Origin of the sequence: Pseudomonas sp. UBA6276 (assembly GCF_002438365.1) — a bacterium.
GTDB lineage: Bacteria > Pseudomonadota > Gammaproteobacteria > Pseudomonadales > Pseudomonadaceae > Aquipseudomonas > Aquipseudomonas coleopterorum.
The window spans coordinates 126975-144520 of record NZ_DJUS01000007.1 but is presented as its reverse complement, the minus strand read 5'-3'; the positions used below and the strand labels follow the sequence as shown (position 1 = coordinate 144520).

The window sequence follows — 17546 nt, the reverse complement described above, 5'->3', positions numbered from 1 at the left end:
AGTCTTTGGTAAGCAATAACAACCAGTGCAACGCCCGACGGTACATCCGGAGGAGCTGACCTTGGACAAGCTATTGCAGCAAGGTTCAGTACGGACATCGTATAAGCGTGGCATTGGCGCAAAATAAATCAGGTACACGTCCTGCCCAGCACTGTGAGGCGCTGCAACTGTGGTGTACCCAAGGCATTGGCGATCGTGTGCGTCCTGTTCGGTCGCTCTTTGTCAGTGCCGACTCTGGGGCGGCATCGGTAAGGCGAGGTGATACTAGGTGTCGAAACTCCGGCAGTGCAAGCTGAGTGCTATTACCCGCCTCCAAATAAATAACAACCCGGGTGATTTTTTATAAAAACGTTGTAGATCAATAGGTTATATATTCTGTAATGATGGCGCCAAATATCTGCAGGCCCATGGTGTTATTTTTATTGGCGCCAATAAACATTGGCTCAGCAATGCAAGTCGAAAGTCCGTCGAGGCGCGACGGTTCATTGGCGAAACGGTACCAACTTCGTGTGTGGCTCAGGTGCAGCCCACGGTTGGCGAGGTCCGCAATGATTGGAGCAGGTCACCATGTGCAACACGCACGAAACAGGTTTGTTAAAAAATGGCTTCATACCCATCCGAGTCGTTCTGGATAAACGCCAGTAAACCGACTTGCAGGCTGCTTGGTCATTGCACAGCGCCCAGTCGCGCCGCTTGCTTCGCGTAGGCTGACATGCTGGTATCAGCACCCGTTTGGCTGCTGCAGTGGCCCATTGGTTAACACAAGGAAGTCCTGTGTCATCGTCTGAATCTGTAAAACGTTGGTGGGTGCTGGTCGCGGTCATGATGGTGTTTCTGCCGGTGGTGCTGGACGTGACCATCCTGCACGTGGCGATCCCGTCACTGACCTTGGCCTTGCAGGCCACCGGCACCGAAGTGCTGTGGATCATCGACATCTATCCGCTGCTCATGGCCAGCCTGCTGATTCCCATGGGCACCCTCGCCGACCGGATCGGCCATCGGCAACTGCTGATCACCGGGCTGTGCATCTTCAGCCTGGGTTCGGTACTGGCCGCCTTCTCGCCCAACGTCGCAGCCTTGATTGCCGCGCGGGCGTTCATGGCGTTCGGCTCGGCAATGATCATTCCCTGCACCTTGGCCATCCTCCGCCAGACCTTCGACGACGAGCGCGAGCGGGCGCTGGCGTTGGGTATATGGGGCGCGACCGGTTCGGCAGGCGCGGCCATCGGGCCCTTGGCGGGCGGCGCTTTGCTGGAGCATTTCTGGTGGGGCGCGGTGTTTCTGGTCAACGTGCCAGTGATGATGATCGTGATGCCGCTGGTGCTCAGGCACGTACCCCGTACCTCGATCACCGGCGACGGCAACTGGACCATTGGCCAAGCCTTGATCCTCATGCTCGGTATCATGGCCTCGGTCTATGCGCTCAAGTCGGGGTTCAAACCTGGCAGTTCGGCGTCGCTCACCACGGTGTCGGCAGTTTTGGGCCTGGGCATGCTGGGCTGGTTCGGGCACAAACAGTTGCATGCCGCGCGACCGATGCTGGATCTGAGTCTGTTCCGCTCGCCGGCGATCAGCGCCGGAGTGGTCATGGCGCTGGTGGTGATGGGTGCCTTGGCGGGGGTGGAATTGATGCTGGCGCAGGAGCTGCAATTCGTCCTCGGACAGACGCCGTTGCAGGCTGGGATGTTCCTGTTGCCTTTGATGATCGCCTCGGCGATCGGCGGGCCCATGGCGGGGTTGCTGCTGCGCGCCATCGGTCTGCGCTGGGTCGGCAGTCTGTCACTGGGCGCCGCCAGCGCGAGCCTGGCGGGCTTGGCCATGGCTGACCTGCACCAGAGCGGATGGGCGGTGATCGGGCTACTGGTGGTCCTCGGCCTGTCCCTGAGCATCGGCCTGACGGCGTCCTCGGTGGCGATCATGAGCAGCACCCCGCCGCACAAGGCGGGCTCGGCCGGCGCACTGGAAGCCACCAGCTATGACTTGGGTACGGGCCTTGGGATCACCGGCTTCGGCCTCGTGCTGGGCAGCGGCTACGTCCGCTCGATCCGATTGCCCGATGGCTTGCCGCCGGAAATCGCCGAGAGCGCCCGGCAGTCGATCGGCGAAACCATGAGTGCAGCGAAGACCCTGGAAGGTCAACAGGCGGCTGATCTGGTCGCGGCCGGTCAAGCGGCGTTCAGCACCTCGCACAGTCTGGTACTCATGTCCGCCGCGACATTGATCGGCATCCTGGCCGTGGTCATCTGGGTAACATTGCAGCGCCACGGGCACAGCCACAGCCAGACTCCCTGACCGCAAGGCACGCCCCCATCCACTGCGATCCCTGTAGCAGCGGCGCAAGCCGCGTCCGGGTGCACCGCGTTGTTCCAGGCGAACCGCGTCCACCGCCGAGGCGGCTCGCGCCGCTGCTACAGGAGCGCCGCGTCCGGGGGCGCCGCGTTACCGATGCCGTGCTCCGAAGCTCTCGCGGTAGAAGGACGGCGCCAGGCCAACGGTCCTGCGAAACGCTACCCGGAAACTTTCCGCGGAGGTGAACCCACAACGTTGAGCTATCTGTTCGGTGTCGAGCCCACTGGTTTCGAGCAACGAACGGGCTCTGGCCATTCGTTCGTGCTGCAGCCAGGCTTTGGGCGTCATGCCGGTCGCGTCATTGAAGCGCCGCAGAAACGTGCGTTCGCTCATCAGCGCCTTGGCGGCCATCTGTGGAATCGTCAACGGTTTATCCAGATGTTCGCGAACCCAATCCAGGACCACGGCCAAGTCGTGCCGCGGGGCCTGGGCGACCGGCGCGGCAATGAACTGCGCCTGCCCACCACCGCGCTGTGGCGCCATGATCAGCCGACGCGCCACGGTATTGGAAACGTGAGCGCCAAAATCCCGCTCGACCAAATGCAGGCAAGCATCGATGCCCGCCGCACTGCCTGCCGAGGTGATCACCTGCCCGCTGTCCACATAGAGCACCGAGGAATCGACAGCGATGCCCGGAAACCGCCGCGCCAACTCGTCGCTGTAGCGCCAATGGGTGGTGGCCCGCTTGCCATCCAGCAACCCAGCTGCGGCCAGCACAAAGACACCGGAGCAGATCGACAGCAGGCGCGCACCCCGTGCGTGCGCCTTGCGCAGCTCCACAAGCAGGGCCTCGGGCGGTGGCTCATCGCGACTGCGCCATCCGGGGACGATGATGGTACGCGCCTGGGCCAGCACCTCCAGCCCGGAATCGGCGCCGACAACAAAGCCGCCCGTCGCACGCAGCGGCCCCGGATCGACGGCAACGATGCGATGCGCGTACCAGGCGAAATCGAATTCCGGCCTGGGCAAGGCGAATATCTCGATGGCAATGCCGAATTCGAAGGTGCACAGACCATCGTAGGCCAGGATGGCCACCAGTCCGGGGATGTCTTGCATTGGCGGAAAATTACCGGTCGATGTCGAGTGCGCCACTGTAGCTCAAACTCTGCCCTCCCTTAAAGTGATGTCACACGAACCTTGAACGGAGCCACCTGATGCCAAGCCTGATCACTGAATACCCGGCGGCCAGCGCCGAGCAAGCCCTGGCCCACTTCAGCCAGCGGCTGCGCTTTGAAACCGATTGCTCCGATGTCTACCACAGCCAGCAGGCGGGCCAGGTGGACTATGTCCTGGTGGATGTTCGCAATGCCACTGCATTCGCCGCCGGCCACGTGCCAGGCGCGATCAACCTGCCAACCCGCACGATCACGCCCGAGCGCCTTGCCGCATTTCCGGCCAACAGCCTGTTCGTCGTCTATTGCGCCGGGCCGCATTGCAATGGCGTACACCGCGCAGCGGCGCGATTGGCCGGTCTGGGCTACTTGGTCAAGGAGATGATCGGCGGCATCACCGGTTGGCTCGACGAAGGTCTCCCGCTTGGCCGAGCGGATGAGCAACCCGTGGCGACGACAACGGTCACGTCGTGCGCCTGCTGAGCGCCTTCAGATGCCGCTGAACCAGTTATAGCCCTGATCTTCCCAGTAGCCGCCGGGGTAGTCGTTGCTGACGAAGATTTCGACGATGTGCTTGGGGTTCTTGAAGCCCAGTTTGGTCGGCACCCGAACGCGCAACGGGTAGCCGTATTCGGGCGGCAGAGCGACCTCAGCGTAATCCAGGGCGAGCAGCGTCTGCGGGTGCAGCGCGGTGGGCATGTCCAGGCTGGAGTAGTAGCGGTCGGCGCACTTGAAGCCGACGAACTTGGCCGTGGTGTCGGCACCGATGTGTTCCAGGAAGGTTTTCAGCGGCACCCCACCCCACTGGCCGATGGCGCTCCAGCCTTCGACGCAGATCAGGCGAGTGATGTCGGTGCGCTGAGGCAGCTTGCGCAGGCCTTCCAGGGTCCAGGGTGCCTTGTCGCGGACCAGGCCGGACACGGCGAGGGAATAGCCCGGTAGGTCGATATCGGGAATGTCGTCTTCGCCGTAGAACGCGTTGAACGGGAACGGCTGGGTCATCTGCGCCTTGCTGTAGGTGGGTGCCAACCGCTGGCCGCTGAACAGCCAGGCCTGCACGCGATCGTTCCAGCGCGACATGGCCCACAGCACTTTGTCGACCTGATCGCCGTCCTGAAGGTTGCAGCCGCTGAGCATCGCCATGGCGCCGACGGTCAGGCCGCCACGCAAGAAGTGCCGGCGCTGGAGGTTTTCCAGCTGAGTGCGCTGGGCAGGCTCGAGTCTGATCGGAGCGCTGCGTCGGGGTTTGGGTTCATTCATGGTCAGTCTTCCCGGTGTTCAGCGGTCGTACGCCGCCGGTGATCATCGGTGGTAGGGTCTTGGGCACCAGCAGCACCAGGACCAAGTGCACGATCACGAACGCGCCGATGGCCGACATCGCCGCGAAGTGCACATAGCGGGCGAAGTCATAGCCGCCCAGCAGAGCGACCAGTTCCTGGAACTGAATGGGCTTCCAGATGGCGACGCCGGAAATCAGGATCAGCACGCCAGCCGCCAGCACCAGCCAGTACATCAGGCGCTGCACGGCGTTGTAGACGCCCTTTTCGTGGGCCAGTCGCAGGCGCAGGGCGTCGCGCAGATCACGCTTGACCGCGCTGGGGGTCACCGGTAGCAGGTCGCGCTTGAAGTGGCGGCTGCCCAATCCGTAGAGCACATAAATGAGGCCGTTGATCACCAGCAGCCACATCACCGCAAAGTGCCAGGCCAGTGCGCCGCCCAGCCACCCGCCCAAAGTGAACGAGGGCGGGAAGCGGAACGCGAACAAGGGGGAGGCGTTGTAGATGCCCCATCCACTCATGAACATGCAGGTCATGCCAAAGGCATTGATCCAGTGGGTGAGACGTACCGTGAGTGAATGTATGCGTTGCACGGCCATGGAAAGGGCCTCCCCTGTTTAAAAAACCACTGCCCCTGGTGGGAGCGCTGTCCATGTGGGAGCCCTGCCATTGTGGGAGCACCCCCCCTTGTGGGGGAAACCTGCCCTTGTGGGAGTACTACTGTCCCTTGTGGGAGCGGGCTCTGCCCGCGAAGCAGGCGCCGCGGTATGGCTGAAGCATCGCGGCGCCTGCTTCGCGGGCAGAGCCCGCTCCCACAGAGGTCCTCCTCAGAGAGATCCTCCTTACAGAGATCCTCCTCACAGAGACCCTTCTCACAGAGCCCCCCCTCACAGAGATCTTCCCCACAGGGAACCCGCTCACTCAGGGGCCTGGCACCTATGAGGTGAGCATGTCCCGCCGCTTACATCGGCGGCTGGAAGCCGTCCTTGCCTACGGCCACACCGCGTGCGGTCTTGCCGTCATCGGCTGGGAACACGACGATCTTGGCGCCCTTGACCAACTGCTCCGCCTTGCCCGCTTCGACGTAGGCGATCGGCACGTCTTCAGGCACCACCACCTGCTTCTCGCCGCCTTTGTAGTTCACGGTCATGGTACGGCCGTTGGTCTGGGCCAGCTTGCCCACGGTACCGTTGGTCATGGTGCCGGTAGTGCCGTCGGCGTTTTCCCAGCCGTAGTGCCCTTCGCCGCTGCCCTTGAGGCTAGGTTCGAAGACCGTCACTTCCAGCGCCTTCAAGGTGCCGTCCGCCTGGGGCGTGGCGGCCGAGCCGATGAAGCTGTCGGCCTTGATCGAATCGATGTTGGCCTTGGACACCAGGCGGATGCCGGTCTTGTCGGTCAGGCCGATGGTCTGATGCGCACCGCTGCGGGTGGTGAAGGACAAGGTGTTGTTGTCAACGCCATCGACCGTGCCCCGCATTGGTTTCACGACTGGCATGTCCGCAGCCGACGCCATCACGGCGGCACTGAGCAGCAACGTGCCGAGGGTGGTCGACAGGGCAGTTTTGATCTTCATCGGTACGACTCCTTGCGATAGGTGTGCATGCATCCTCGGCCCTCCATCGGTACGCGTGCATGACCGGGCGATGACATTTCTGTCATTCAAGCAACGACGCTATCGATGACATGAATGTAACCGACAGCGTCGTGCCGCTCGTTTAGACTGCACGGCGCGGGCCCCGTTCGCCGCGCAGTCTGAACCCCGAACCGTCAACGCCCCAGCGAGCCTGATCGATGCACATCCTGTTGATCGAAGACGACATCAAGACCGGCGAGTACCTGAAAAAAGGCCTTGGCGAGTCCGGCTACAACGTCGACTGGGCGCAGCACGGTGCCGACGGTTTGCACCTGGCCCTGGAAAATCCCTATGACCTGCTGGTGCTCGACGTGATGCTGCCCGGCATCGACGGTTTCCAGATCATGGAAGTGCTGCGCGCCCGGCAGGCCGTGCCGGTGCTGTTCCTGACCGCCCGCGACCAGTTGCAGGACCGCATTCGCGGTCTGGAACTGGGCGCCGACGACTACCTGGTCAAACCCTTTTCCTTCACCGAACTGCTGCTGCGCATCCGCACCATCCTGCGTCGCGGCAGCGCCCGTGAAGCCGATCGATTCCATCTGGCTGACCTCGAACTGGACCTGCTGCGCCGTCGAGTGACCCGGCAGCAGGAGGTGATCACCCTGACCAACAAGGAGTTCGCCCTGCTGCACCTGCTGCTGCGCCGCGAAGGGGATGTACTGTCGCGAACCCAGATCGCTTCGGAGGTGTGGGACATGAATTTCGACAGCGACACCAATGTGGTCGACGTCGCGGTCAAGCGTCTGCGCAGCAAGATCGACCAACCGTACCCGGTCAAGCTCATCCACACCGTGCGCGGCATCGGCTACGTCTGCGAGGTGCGCGCATGCAACGCCGACGCCCAGCATCCCTGACCCTGCGCTCGACCCTGGCCTTTTCCCTGGTGGCGATGCTCACCGTGGCGGGCGCCGGCTGGTACCTGTACGAGTCGATGAAGACGTCGGTACTTGCGCGCAGCGACAACGCCGTGCTCGGGCGGCTCGATCACTTTCGCAAACTGCTGCACTACGATCTGACCCTGGACAAGCTCTCGAGCAGCCCGCAGATCTTCCAGAACATGCTCGGCAGCGAAGACGACATTTTCGTCATCGCCGAAGTCGGTCAGCCACCGGTGATCCAGGTCAACCCGCTGCGCGCGACCCTGCCGCCCCTGCCCGAGGTGGCCCAGGACGCCGTGCCCACCGCGTCCGACCTGCGCACCGGTACGGCGCCGTCCGGCATACCGCTGCGCGCCGCGAGCGTCTTGACCACGTCCGGCGGGCGCGAGGTGAAGCTCACCGCCGCGCACATCATGGTCAAGGAAATGGCCATGCTCGGCGAGTTCCGCCAGCGCATCTACCTGGCCGTGGGCATGGCCTTTCTGCTCACCGCCTTGCTCGGCTTCGTCCTGCTGCGGCGCGGCTTGCGGCCGTTGCGCGAGATGGCGGCGCACGCCACCGACATCTCCCCTGCCCGCCTGCACAGCCGCATGAGCAGTGACAACACGCCCGTCGAACTCCAGCAACTGAGCGACGCCTACAACGCCATGCTCGATCGTCTGGCCGAGGGCTACCAACGGCTGACCCAGTTCTCCGCCGACCTGGCCCACGAGATCCGCACCCCGGTAGGCTCGCTGATGGGCCATTGCCAGGTCGCCTTGCGCCAAGGCCGCAGCGCCGACGAGTACCAGGCGCTGCTGGCATCGAACCTTGAGGAGCTGGAGCGGATTTCACGCATCGTCGAAAGCATCCTGTTCCTGGCACGCGCCGAAGACACCCAAGCCGTGGTGCAGCGTCAGCCGCTGCAGGTGCACGACGAACTGGAACGGGTGACCGAGTATTTCGAGGGGCTTGCCGAAGAGCGCAGGATTCGTCTGTCGATTGCAGGCGACGCCACCCTGAACGCCGATCCGTTGCTGCTGCGTCGGGCCTTGAGCAACCTGGTGGCCAACGCCATCCGCTATGCCGACCCGCACAGCGAGGTGCAGATCGACGTGGCGTCGACGCCGACACAGTGCGTGATCAACGTAGAGAATCAGGGCCCTGCGCTGGACCCGGCAACGCTGACCCACCTGTTCGACCGGTTCTATCGCGGCGATGCGTCGCGTCAGCACAACTCGGACTCCAACGGCCTGGGCCTGGCTATCGTCGCGGCGATCATGCAACTGCACGCTGGTGAAGCCAGCGTCAGCCAGCCGCAGCCCGGACGCATCCGCTTCGCCCTGAGCTTTCCAGTCTTGGGCAGGGCCTGAAACGGGCCTATTCAGGTTTCTTCCGGGCGCGAAAGGCCGCCACTTTCATGCGATTGCCGCAGGTCGCCATGCTGCACCAGCGGCGCCGATGCGATTTGCTCAGGTCATGGAACAGCAGTATGCAGTCATGGGCCTCGCACTGGCGCACGAACTCGAACTTGTCACCGGTAACCAGGCTGACCAGCGCGTCGGCCACCGGCCACAGCAGGCTTGCCGGACCAGCATCCCTGGGCCGGGTGGCGACACGAAACGCCTGGGCTGCATCCTCCCAGCGCAAATAGCTAACCGGACGCCCTGCTTCCAATACCTGATTGACCATCGAGGGATCGGCTTCCACCCCCGCCATCGCTGCCTCCAGCACCGCCCTGGAATTGCTACGCAGGGCGTGGGCCTGAGCCAATAGCCCATCGAAAACCTCGGGGCTATCCTGCGCGGCGAGCAGCCCTGCCGACTCAAGCCACGTCAGCACATCCTCATCGTCGCGCAGGCAGTCGTGGCGGTGCTCGCCGACACCGTACTCGGTATTGAGGAAATCCAAGGCGATATTGTCCGCCACAAAAAGCGTATCGGGCGCGGTGCGGGTCGAGCTCATGATGACCTGTAACTCATTAAATGTGTTTGACAGGTTACCAAATTAGTTCGTAACCTTCAAATACACACATAACAGGTTACACAAGGAGGCATCATGACTACGCCTACATCCACAGCCGCTGCCGCGCTTGCCGCTTCGTTGCTCATCGGCGGTACCCAGGCCGCCCAAGCCGACGACACCGTCCACTACCGCCACGAGCAGGTCGGCGACGTGAAGGTGTTCTATCGCGAGGCGGGCAACCCCAGCGCGCCTACCGTGTTGCTGCTGCACGGCTTCGCCGCCTCGTCGTTCATGTTCCGCGACCTGATCCCGCAGTTGGCCGACCGCTACCACGTGATCGCCCCAGACCTGCCCGCGTTCGGCTTCACCGAAGCGCCCGCCCGGGGGCAGTACGCCTACACCTTCAGCCAGCTGGCGCAGACCATCGGCCAGTTCACCGAACAGCTGAAGCTGGAGCGTTACGCGCTGATGGTCCATGACTACGGCGCGCCGGTGGGCTGGCGCCTCGCCGTGGCTCACCCGGAGCGCGTGACCGCGATCATCTCGCAGAACGGCAACGCCTATGAGGAAGGTCTGGGCGCCGGATGGGCGCCGATTCAGACGTACTGGCGCGAGCCTACGCAGGCGCACCGCGACGCCCTGCAGGACTTCCCGACACCGGCGTCGATCAAATGGCAGTATCTGGAAGGTGTCAGCGACCCCAGTGTGGTCTCGCCGGACGGCTACACACTGGAAGGCCTGCAGATCTCACGCCCCGGCAATGCCGACATCCAGCTCGATCTGGTGCTGGACTACGCCTCCAACGTGGCGATGTATCCCGAGTTCCAGGCGTACTTCCGCCAGTACCAGCCGCCTCTGCTGGCAGTCTGGGGCAAGCACGATCCGTTCTTCCTTCCGGCGGGCGCCGAGGCCTGGAAGCGTGACCTGCCCAAGGCGGACATCCGGTTCTACGACACCGGGCACTTCGCTCTGGAAACCCACGGACGGGAGATCATCCCGGTGATCCGGGAGTTTCTGAACGAGCACCTGAAGTAACGGCGCTACTACAGGTCCTGCGGCTGAAAGCGCACTGCCAGTGTGTCGGCGCGGACCTTGGTGGCCTTCAACAGGCACATCTGAGCGTTGATCCGGTCGAGCGTGCCGCCCGTTAGGCCCGCCTCGACGGCGCAGTCGGCGTCGCGAAACTGGATCCACAGCCGCTGCGCATCGCGCATCGCCGTGCGCTTGGTGCCTTCAAGGGTCTTCATGCCGGCCTGGTAGTTGGCATTCAAGCGTGCGTCCTGACGCTTGGTCTCGTCGGCGGCGCAGCTGACCATGCCGGTGGTGGAACTGTTGCTGTCCATGCAGGTGGTGTACGCCGAGCTGTAGTCGGACGCCGAAGTGGAACCTTCGGCCGAAGCCAGGGTGGCCTGGCCTGCGCAGAGCGACAGCAACGCAGCAGTGAGCAAAGGCTTGCAGAGGGGTGTCATAAAAGACCTTTCGAATTCGTGAAAAGGTCTGGATCTTACCAGCCCCCACCCTCCAAGGATCCCACCCATGCTTTACATCGTTTTACTTGGCGGCAAGCACCCCAGAGCGCGCATCGAAGTGCACGACATCGCCTGCGCGGTCGCCGACAGCCTGGAGGCCAGCTACCCGCAATTGCGCGCCGACTGGTTCGGTACTCAGAAAGGCTTGCACATCGATGCCTGGATGGCTGTGGACGGCGTCGAGCAATGGAAGGTCGAATTCAGCCCGCTGGCACCGGCTGCGGGCATGCCGCGCCTGTATGTGATCAATCTGGGCGGGTACGAGGCGCGCTCGTTCGGCGAAGCGCACCACTACGTGCTGGTGGTGGCGCAAAACGCTCGCGATGCCAGAAACCGCGCCCGGCGGCTGTACCTGGAGCAGTGGCGCCAGCCCCACACCGACGCCGTCCTGGATGTGGACGATTGCGTACCGATCGAGCAGGTGGGTGGCCACTACGTGCACCTGGTCGAAGGGCCTCATCGGGGCGTCGAGCAGCGCAATGAGTACATCGTGCTGCCGGCGGGCTGACCGGAGGCTGGGGTCCGGATCACCCGAGAATGAACTTGTGACCATAACCCGTTACAGTCACGCTCTGTCGATCCACGCCCAAGAGCCCACCCGCAGCCATGACCCGTCAGCCCCCCACGTTCCCCTCACGAGGCCCGTCCGATCACAGCGTTCGCGATCAGATCGTCGAGGCCGCCATGCAGCATTTCGGTCACTACGGTTACGAAAAAACCACGGTGTCTGACCTGGCCAAGGCCATCGGCTTTTCCAAGGCCTATATCTACAAGTTCTTCGAATCCAAACAGGCCATCGGCGAGAGTATCTGCGCCAGTCGGCTGGCCATGATCATGGCCGTCGTCGACCAGGCGATGGACGAAGCCAGCGGTCCGTCCGACAAGCTGAGCCGTCTGTTCAAGGCCTTGGTGGAAGCCGGCGCTGAACTGTTCTTCCACGATCGGAAGCTGTATGACATCGCCGCCGTTGCAACCCGTGATCACTGGCCCTCGGCGGAGGCCCACCGCGAGCGCCTGCACCGGTTGATCGAGCAGATTCTGCGCGAGGGCCGGGACAGCGGGGAATTCGAGAGCAAGACGCCGCTGGAAGAAGCCAGTCATGCGGTGTTTCTGGTGATGCTTCCCTATATCAGCCCCGTGCAACTGCAATACAACCTGGAGACCGCCGCCACCGCTGCGCAGCAGCTCCCCGCGCTGATACTGAGAAGTCTGTCGGCGCCATAAGTGACCATTGACTGAATTAGTCACTCGTATCAAAATCGGGTTCCTTTCCGTTTGTGCCCGTAAGGAATCCCATGTCTCGGCTTCGCGCCTCCGCGCTCGGTATCTGCCTGCTCCCTGTGCTTCTCACGGCCTGCGACCGTCCGCCGAGCGTTGCCGACCCGCGCACCCAGCCGCCCAAGGTCAGGGTGGTCGAGGCAGGTCCTGCGCCAGAGGGTCATCGCGCCTTCACCGGCGTGGTCACGGCGCGCGTGCAAAGCGATCTGGGCTTTCGGGTGAGTGGCAAGGTGATGGAGCGCTTCGTCGATACCGGCCAGGCGGTGAGCCGCGGACAGCGCCTGATGCGCCTCGATCCGGCTGATCTGGCGCTGCAGTCCAACGCCCGCGAGCAGGCAGTCGCCGCCGCACAGGCACTGGCCACGCAGACCGCGAACGATGAACGACGAAACCGCCAACTGGTCGCCAGCGGTGCCATTTCCGCCGCCAACTACGACCGCTTCAAGTCGTTGGCCGACACCGCCCGCGCCGATCTGGTAGCGCTTCAGGCCCAGGCCGCCGTGAGCCGCAATGAGCAGAGCTATGCCACCCTGAGCGCCGATTCCGACGGTGTGGTGGTGGCCACCCTGGCCGAACCGGGTCAGGTGGTGAACGCCGGGCAAGCGGTGGTGAGGCTGGCCAAGGCAGGCCTTCGCGAAGCGGTGGTGCAACTGCCCGAGACCCTGCGGCCGGCGCTGGGCAGTTCGGCACAGGCTACCCTGTTCGGCGCCTCCGGCAATGGCGGCACCGCCACGCTGCGGCAGCTGGCCGACGCTGCAGACCCACAGACTCGCACCTTCGAAGCCCGGTATGTGTTGGGCGGCGAGCAGGCCAATGCGCCGCTGGGCTCGACCGTGACCCTGTCCATCGCATCGAACCCTTCCGTAGCCGACGCCCTGAGCGTGCCCATCGCCGCCATTCATGACTCAGGCATTGGGACGGGTGTGTGGACCGTCGAAGGCGAGCCTTCCAAGGTCGTGTGGCGGGCGGTTCAGGTCATTGGTCTGAGCGACGCCATGGCCACGGTGCGTGGGTTGCACCCAGGCGAACGCGTGGTTGCCCTGGGCCCTCACCTGCTGCACGAGGGGCAAGAGGTGCTGGTGGCGCCGCAGGATCTGCGCGCCCAGGCCGGGGACCAGCCATGAGCGGCAGCCGCTTCAACCTCTCGGCGCTGGCTGTGCGGGAACGGTCGGTCACGCTGTTCCTGATCCTTCTGGTCGCCGTCGCCGGCACCCTGTCGTTCTTCAAACTGGGGCGCGCCGAGGATCCGCCGTTCACCGTCAAGCAGCTGACCGTGGTCACGGCCTGGCCCGGTGCGACCGCACAGGAGATGCAGGACCTGGTCGCAGAGCCCCTGGAGAAGCGTCTTCAGGAGCTGCAATGGTACGACCGCAGCGAAACCTATACCCGTCCGGGCCTGGCCTTCACCCTTCTATCGCTGCAGGACAAGACGCCGCCGGCCCAGGTCGAGCAGCAGTTCTATCAGGCCCGGAAAAAGCTCGGCGACGCGGCGAGCACCTTGCCGGCAGGCGTGGTCGGGCCGCTGGTCAACGACGAGTTCGCCGACGTCACCTTCGCCTTGTTCGCCCTCAAGGCGCGCGGCGAGCCGCAACGCCTGCTGGTGCGTGAAGCCGAATCCCTGCGGCAACGGCTGCTGCATGTGCCAGGGGTGAAGAAGGTCAACATCATCGGCGAACAGTCCGAACGGATCTTCGTGTCCTTTTCCCATGAACGCCTGGCGACCCTGGGTCTGTCACCCCAGGACCCCTTCGCCAGCCTGAACGACCAGAACCGGCTGACCCCGGCCGGCTCGATCGACACCCGAGGGCCCCAGGTCGTAGTACGGCTCGACGGTGCCTTCCAGACCCTGGACGCCATTCGCAACACCCCGGTGAACGCTGGCGGACGCACGCTCAAGTTGGCGGATGTGGCGACCGTGGAGCGTGGCTACGAAGACCCAGCGACCTTCATGGTGCGCCATCAGGGCGAACCGGCGCTGATCCTGGGCGTGGTCATGCGCGATGGCTGGAACGGCCTGGATCTGGGCAAGGCGCTGGCCGCCGAGACGGCGCGGATCAATGCGGCCATGCCGCTGGGCATGACCTTCGCCCAGGTCACCGATCAATCGGTGAACATCGGTTCGGCGGTCGACGAGTTCATGATCAAGTTCTTCGTCGCCCTGCTGGTGGTGATGGTGGTGTGCTTCCTGAGCATGGGCTGGCGCGTCGGCGTGGTGGTCGCCGCGGCGGTACCGCTGACCTTGGCCATGGTGTTCGTGGTGATGGAAGCCACTGGCAAGCACTTCGACCGCATCACCCTGGGTTCGCTGATCCTCGCCCTGGGATTGCTGGTGGACGATGCGATCATCGCCATCGAGATGATGGTGGTGAAAATGGAGGAAGGCTACGACCGCATCAAGGCGTCGGCCTATGCCTGGAGCCACACCGCCGCACCCATGCTCGCCGGCACCCTGGTGACCGCCGTGGGCTTCATGCCCAACGGCTTCGCGCAGTCCACGGCCGGTGAATACACCAGCAACATGTTCTGGATCGTCGGCATCGCGCTGATCGCTTCCTGGATCGTGGCGGTGGTGTTCACGCCGTATCTGGGGGTGAAGATGCTGCCGCCGATCAAGGCCGTCGAAGGCGGTCATGCGGCCATCTACGACACCCGTCACTACAACCGCTTTCGCACCTGCCTGAGCTGGATCATCCGCTGGAAATGGCCGGTGGCGGGCATCGTGATACTGGCCTTCGCGCTGGCCATCGTCGGCATGGGCCTGGTCAAGAAGCAGTTCTTCCCGACCTCCGATCGCCCGGAAGTGCTGATCGAGGTGCAGATGCCCTATGGCACGGCCATCGAGCAGACCAGTGCGGCCACGGCCAGGATCGAAGCCTGGCTGCGCAAGGATGACGCGGCCAAAATCGTCACTGCCTACATCGGCCAGGGTTCGCCGCGGTTCTATCTGGCGATGGCGCCCGAGCTCCCCGACCCCTCCTTCGCCAAGATCGTCGTGCTCGCCGACAGCCAGGCGGCTCGGGATGCCCTGAAACTGAGAATCCGCGAGGCGGTGGCGCAGGGTCTGGCGCCCGAGGCGCGGGTACGGGTCACGCAGCTGGTCTTCGGGCCCTATTCACCCTACCCCGTTGCCTACCGCATCATGGGGCCGGACCCGCAGGTCTTGCTCGATATCGCCGGCAAGGTCGAAGCGCTCATGCAGAGCAGCGCGATGATGCGCACCGTCAATCAGGACTGGGGGCCGCGGGTTCCTGCCTTGCATTTTTCCCTGAACCAGGACCGGTTGCAGGCGCTGGGCCTGAGCTCAGCCGCCGTGGCCGAACAGTTGCAGTTCCTGCTTTCAGGGGTGCCGGTCACTGCCGTGCGCGAAGACATCCGTTCGGTGCAGGTGGTGGCCCGCGCCGCAGGGCCGGTACGCCTCGACCCGGCGAAGATCGAAGGCTTGACCCTGGCCGGCGCGAACGGCCAGCGCATACCGTTGGCGCAGATCGGGTCCGTCGAGGTGCGCATGGAAGACCCCATCCTGCGACGTCGCGATCGCGTACCGACCCTGACCGTGCGCGGCGACATCGCCGAGCACCTGCAGCCGCCGGATGTCTCCACGCAATTGACCAAAGCGCTGCAGCCGATCATGGCCGCGCTGCCCGACGGCTACCGCATCGAGCAGGCCGGGTCGATCGAAGAGTCGGCCAAGGCCACCGCCGCACTCGCGCCGCTGTTCCCGATCATGATCGCCATTACCCTGCTGATCATCATCGTGCAGACACGCTCGATGTCCGCCATGACCATGGTCTTCCTCACTGCTCCTTTGGGCCTGATCGGTGTGGTGCCCACGCTGCTGCTGTTCAACCAACCCTTCGGCATCAATGCCCTGGTCGGTCTGATCGCGCTGTCCGGGATTCTGATGCGCAACACGCTGATCCTCATCGGACAGATCCACCTCAATGAGAAGAATGGCCTGGCGCCCTTCGATGCCGTGGTCGAAGCCACCGTGCAACGCGCCCGGCCGGTGCTGCTGACGGCGCTGGCGGCGATCCTGGCGTTCATCCCGCTGACCCATTCGGTGTTCTGGGGCACCTTGGCCTACACGCTGATCGGCGGCACGTTCGGCGGTACGCTGATGACCCTGATCTTCCTGCCCGCGATGTATTCCATCTGGTTCCGCATCCGTGCGGATGCCGAGGCAACCCATCATTCAACGACAGACCTGGAGAGACACCCATGAACAATCGAGATGGCCAGAAACGCATCGTCGTCACCGGAACCGGTCTGGTCACCCCGCTGGGCTGCGGCGTCTACGAAGTGTGGCGCCGACTGCTGGCGGGCACGTCGGGCATCGGTGCGCTGCCCGCGCACATCGGTGAAGGCACGGGCGTTGCCGTGGCTGGGCAGGTGCCCACGCTGGAAGCGGACCCTGTGGCCGGCTACAACCCGGAGGCGCTGATACCGGCCAAGGAACGCAAGAAAATGGATCGCTTCATCGAGTTCGCACTGGTCGCCGCCCATGAAGCGCTGACCCAGGCGCAATGGCATCCCACCGACGAGGTTCAGCAACAGCGCACCGCTACGGTAATCGGCTCGGGTGTGGGCGGCTTCGGCGCGCTTGCAGGGGCCGTGCGCACCACGGATGAACGCGGTCCGCGGCGATTGTCGCCGTTCACCGCCCCGTCGTTCCTGGCCAACATGGCCGCCGGACACGTGTCCATCCATAACGGCTTCAAGGGCCCCCTGGGCGCGCCGGTCACCGCCTGCGCCGCGGGCGTGCAGGCCATCGGCGATGCCGCGCGGCTGATCCGCAGCGGAGAAGCGGACATCGCTATCTGCGGTGGCACCGAGGCGGCCATCGACCGGGTCACCCTGGGCTGTTTCGCTGCCGCCCGTGCCCTGTCCACCGGCTTCAACGACCGCCCTGAAGAGGCCAGCCGCCCCTTCGACCGGGATCGCGACGGGTTCGTGATGTCCGAAGGTGCAGGCCTGCTGGTCATCGAGTCCCTTGAACACGCCCTGGCCCGCGGCGCGACACCGCTGGCGGAATTGATCGGCTACGGCACCAGTGCCGACGCCTACCACCTCACGGCAGGTCCGGAAGACGGCAGCGGTGCTCGCCGCGCCATGGAACAGGCCTTGCGCCAGGGCGGTATCGATGCGCAAGACGTCCAGCACATCAATGCCCACGCCACTTCCACCCCGGTCGGCGACAAAGGTGAGCTGGCCGCCATTCGCGCCCTCTTCGGCACCCGTAACGGACTGGCCATCACCTCGACCAAATCGGCCACCGGCCACCTGCTCGGCGCCGCTGGCGGCATCGAGGCCATCTTCACCGTGCTGGCCTTGCGCGACCAGATAGCGCCGCCGACGCTGAATCTGCAAAAGCCAGATGAGGCAGCCGAAGGCCTCGACCTGGTGGGCCCGACCGCCCGCAAGACGGCAATCACCCACGCGCTTTCCAATGGCTTCGGTTTCGGCGGCGTGAACGCCAGCGCGCTGTTTCGGCGGTGGGAGGGTCGGTGATCCGCAAGTAGATGAATGGATTCAGCTCCAGCCCCTGC

The 17546-nt window shown here is 64.2% G+C and carries 16 protein-coding genes; 10 read left to right on the top strand and 6 right to left on the bottom strand.

Features of this window, described 5'->3' with window-relative positions:
- Positions 1 to 822 precede the first annotated feature (822 nt).
- Positions 823 to 2292 (top strand): MFS transporter, encoded by a 1470-nt coding sequence (locus B2V21_RS01725; protein ID WP_286915851.1) that lies wholly within the window; start codon positions 823 to 825, stop codon positions 2290 to 2292.
- Between the two features lie 147 nt (positions 2293 to 2439).
- On the opposite strand, the gene ftrA is transcribed toward B2V21_RS01725, so the two are convergent.
- On the bottom strand, positions 2440 to 3405 hold the full coding sequence (gene ftrA, locus B2V21_RS01720; RefSeq protein WP_286915850.1) for a transcriptional regulator FtrA: 966 nt from the start codon (positions 3403 to 3405) through the stop codon (positions 2440 to 2442).
- A gap of 98 nt (positions 3406 to 3503) precedes the next feature.
- Here ftrA and B2V21_RS01715 point away from each other — a divergent pair, with 98 nt between their 5' ends.
- Positions 3504 to 3944 carry a rhodanese-like domain-containing protein gene (locus B2V21_RS01715; protein WP_286915849.1) on the top strand — a complete coding sequence of 147 codons (441 nt, stop codon included), beginning with the start codon at positions 3504 to 3506 and terminating at the stop codon, positions 3942 to 3944.
- Positions 3945 to 3950: 6 nt separating this feature from the next.
- Here the strand turns inward: B2V21_RS01715 and B2V21_RS01710 are convergent, their stop codons facing one another.
- The 3 genes from B2V21_RS01710 to B2V21_RS01700 all read right to left on the bottom strand — a co-directional run bounded on the left by B2V21_RS01710 (position 3951) and on the right by B2V21_RS01700 (position 6305).
- Complete coding sequence (locus B2V21_RS01710) at positions 3951 to 4721, bottom strand: molybdopterin-dependent oxidoreductase (protein WP_286915848.1); 771 nt, start codon at positions 4719 to 4721, stop codon at positions 3951 to 3953.
- Entirely contained in the window at positions 4714 to 5337 is a 624-nt protein-coding gene (locus B2V21_RS01705) for a cytochrome b/b6 domain-containing protein (RefSeq protein WP_286915847.1), read from the bottom strand. Before B2V21_RS01705 ends, B2V21_RS01710 begins: the two co-directional genes overlap by 8 nt.
- A gap of 362 nt (positions 5338 to 5699) precedes the next feature.
- Entirely contained in the window at positions 5700 to 6305 is a 606-nt protein-coding gene (locus B2V21_RS01700) for a hypothetical protein (protein ID WP_082223586.1), read from the bottom strand.
- Between the two features lie 224 nt (positions 6306 to 6529).
- Between B2V21_RS01700 and B2V21_RS01695 the strand changes: the two genes are divergently transcribed.
- On the top strand, positions 6530 to 7225 hold the full coding sequence (locus tag B2V21_RS01695; RefSeq protein ID WP_286915846.1) for a heavy metal response regulator transcription factor: 696 nt from the start codon (positions 6530 to 6532) through the stop codon (positions 7223 to 7225).
- Positions 7198 to 8601: a heavy metal sensor histidine kinase gene (locus B2V21_RS01690; RefSeq protein ID WP_286915845.1), complete on the top strand. Its 1404-nt coding sequence runs from the start codon at positions 7198 to 7200 to the stop codon at positions 8599 to 8601. The genes B2V21_RS01695 and B2V21_RS01690 overlap by 28 nt, the downstream gene beginning before the upstream one ends.
- A gap of 7 nt (positions 8602 to 8608) precedes the next feature.
- Here the strand turns inward: B2V21_RS01690 and B2V21_RS01685 are convergent, their stop codons facing one another.
- Positions 8609 to 9193 (bottom strand): CGNR zinc finger domain-containing protein, encoded by a 585-nt coding sequence (locus B2V21_RS01685; protein WP_286915844.1) that lies wholly within the window; start codon positions 9191 to 9193, stop codon positions 8609 to 8611.
- Positions 9194 to 9286: 93 nt separating this feature from the next.
- On the opposite strand from B2V21_RS01685, the gene B2V21_RS01680 reads away from it, so the two are divergent.
- Positions 9287 to 10228, top strand: coding sequence for an alpha/beta fold hydrolase (locus B2V21_RS01680; RefSeq protein WP_286915843.1), 942 nt, complete (start codon positions 9287 to 9289; stop codon positions 10226 to 10228).
- A gap of 8 nt (positions 10229 to 10236) precedes the next feature.
- Here the strand turns inward: B2V21_RS01680 and B2V21_RS01675 are convergent, their stop codons facing one another.
- Positions 10237 to 10662, bottom strand: a complete 426-nt coding sequence (locus tag B2V21_RS01675) for a lysozyme inhibitor LprI family protein (RefSeq protein WP_177331285.1) — start codon at positions 10660 to 10662, stop codon at positions 10237 to 10239.
- A 67-nt stretch (positions 10663 to 10729) separates the two neighbouring features.
- On the opposite strand from B2V21_RS01675, the gene B2V21_RS01670 reads away from it, so the two are divergent.
- The 5 genes from B2V21_RS01670 to fabF all read left to right on the top strand — a co-directional run bounded on the left by B2V21_RS01670 (position 10730) and on the right by fabF (position 17508).
- Complete coding sequence (locus B2V21_RS01670; protein ID WP_286915842.1) at positions 10730 to 11230, top strand: DUF1543 domain-containing protein; 501 nt, start codon at positions 10730 to 10732, stop codon at positions 11228 to 11230.
- 98 nt (positions 11231 to 11328) lie between these two features.
- Positions 11329 to 11946: a TetR/AcrR family transcriptional regulator gene (locus tag B2V21_RS01665; protein ID WP_286915841.1), complete on the top strand. Its 618-nt coding sequence runs from the start codon at positions 11329 to 11331 to the stop codon at positions 11944 to 11946.
- 71 nt (positions 11947 to 12017) lie between these two features.
- Positions 12018 to 13124 carry an efflux RND transporter periplasmic adaptor subunit gene (locus B2V21_RS01660; protein WP_286915840.1) on the top strand — a complete coding sequence of 369 codons (1107 nt, stop codon included), beginning with the start codon at positions 12018 to 12020 and terminating at the stop codon, positions 13122 to 13124.
- Complete coding sequence (locus B2V21_RS01655) at positions 13121 to 16222, top strand: efflux RND transporter permease subunit (RefSeq protein WP_286915839.1); 3102 nt, start codon at positions 13121 to 13123, stop codon at positions 16220 to 16222. Before B2V21_RS01660 ends, B2V21_RS01655 begins: the two co-directional genes overlap by 4 nt.
- A complete protein-coding gene (gene fabF, locus B2V21_RS01650; protein WP_286915838.1) occupies positions 16219 to 17508 on the top strand; it encodes a beta-ketoacyl-ACP synthase II in 1290 nt (429 codons plus the stop codon). The genes B2V21_RS01655 and fabF overlap by 4 nt, the downstream gene beginning before the upstream one ends.
- The last annotated feature ends 38 nt before the right edge of the window (positions 17509 to 17546 follow it).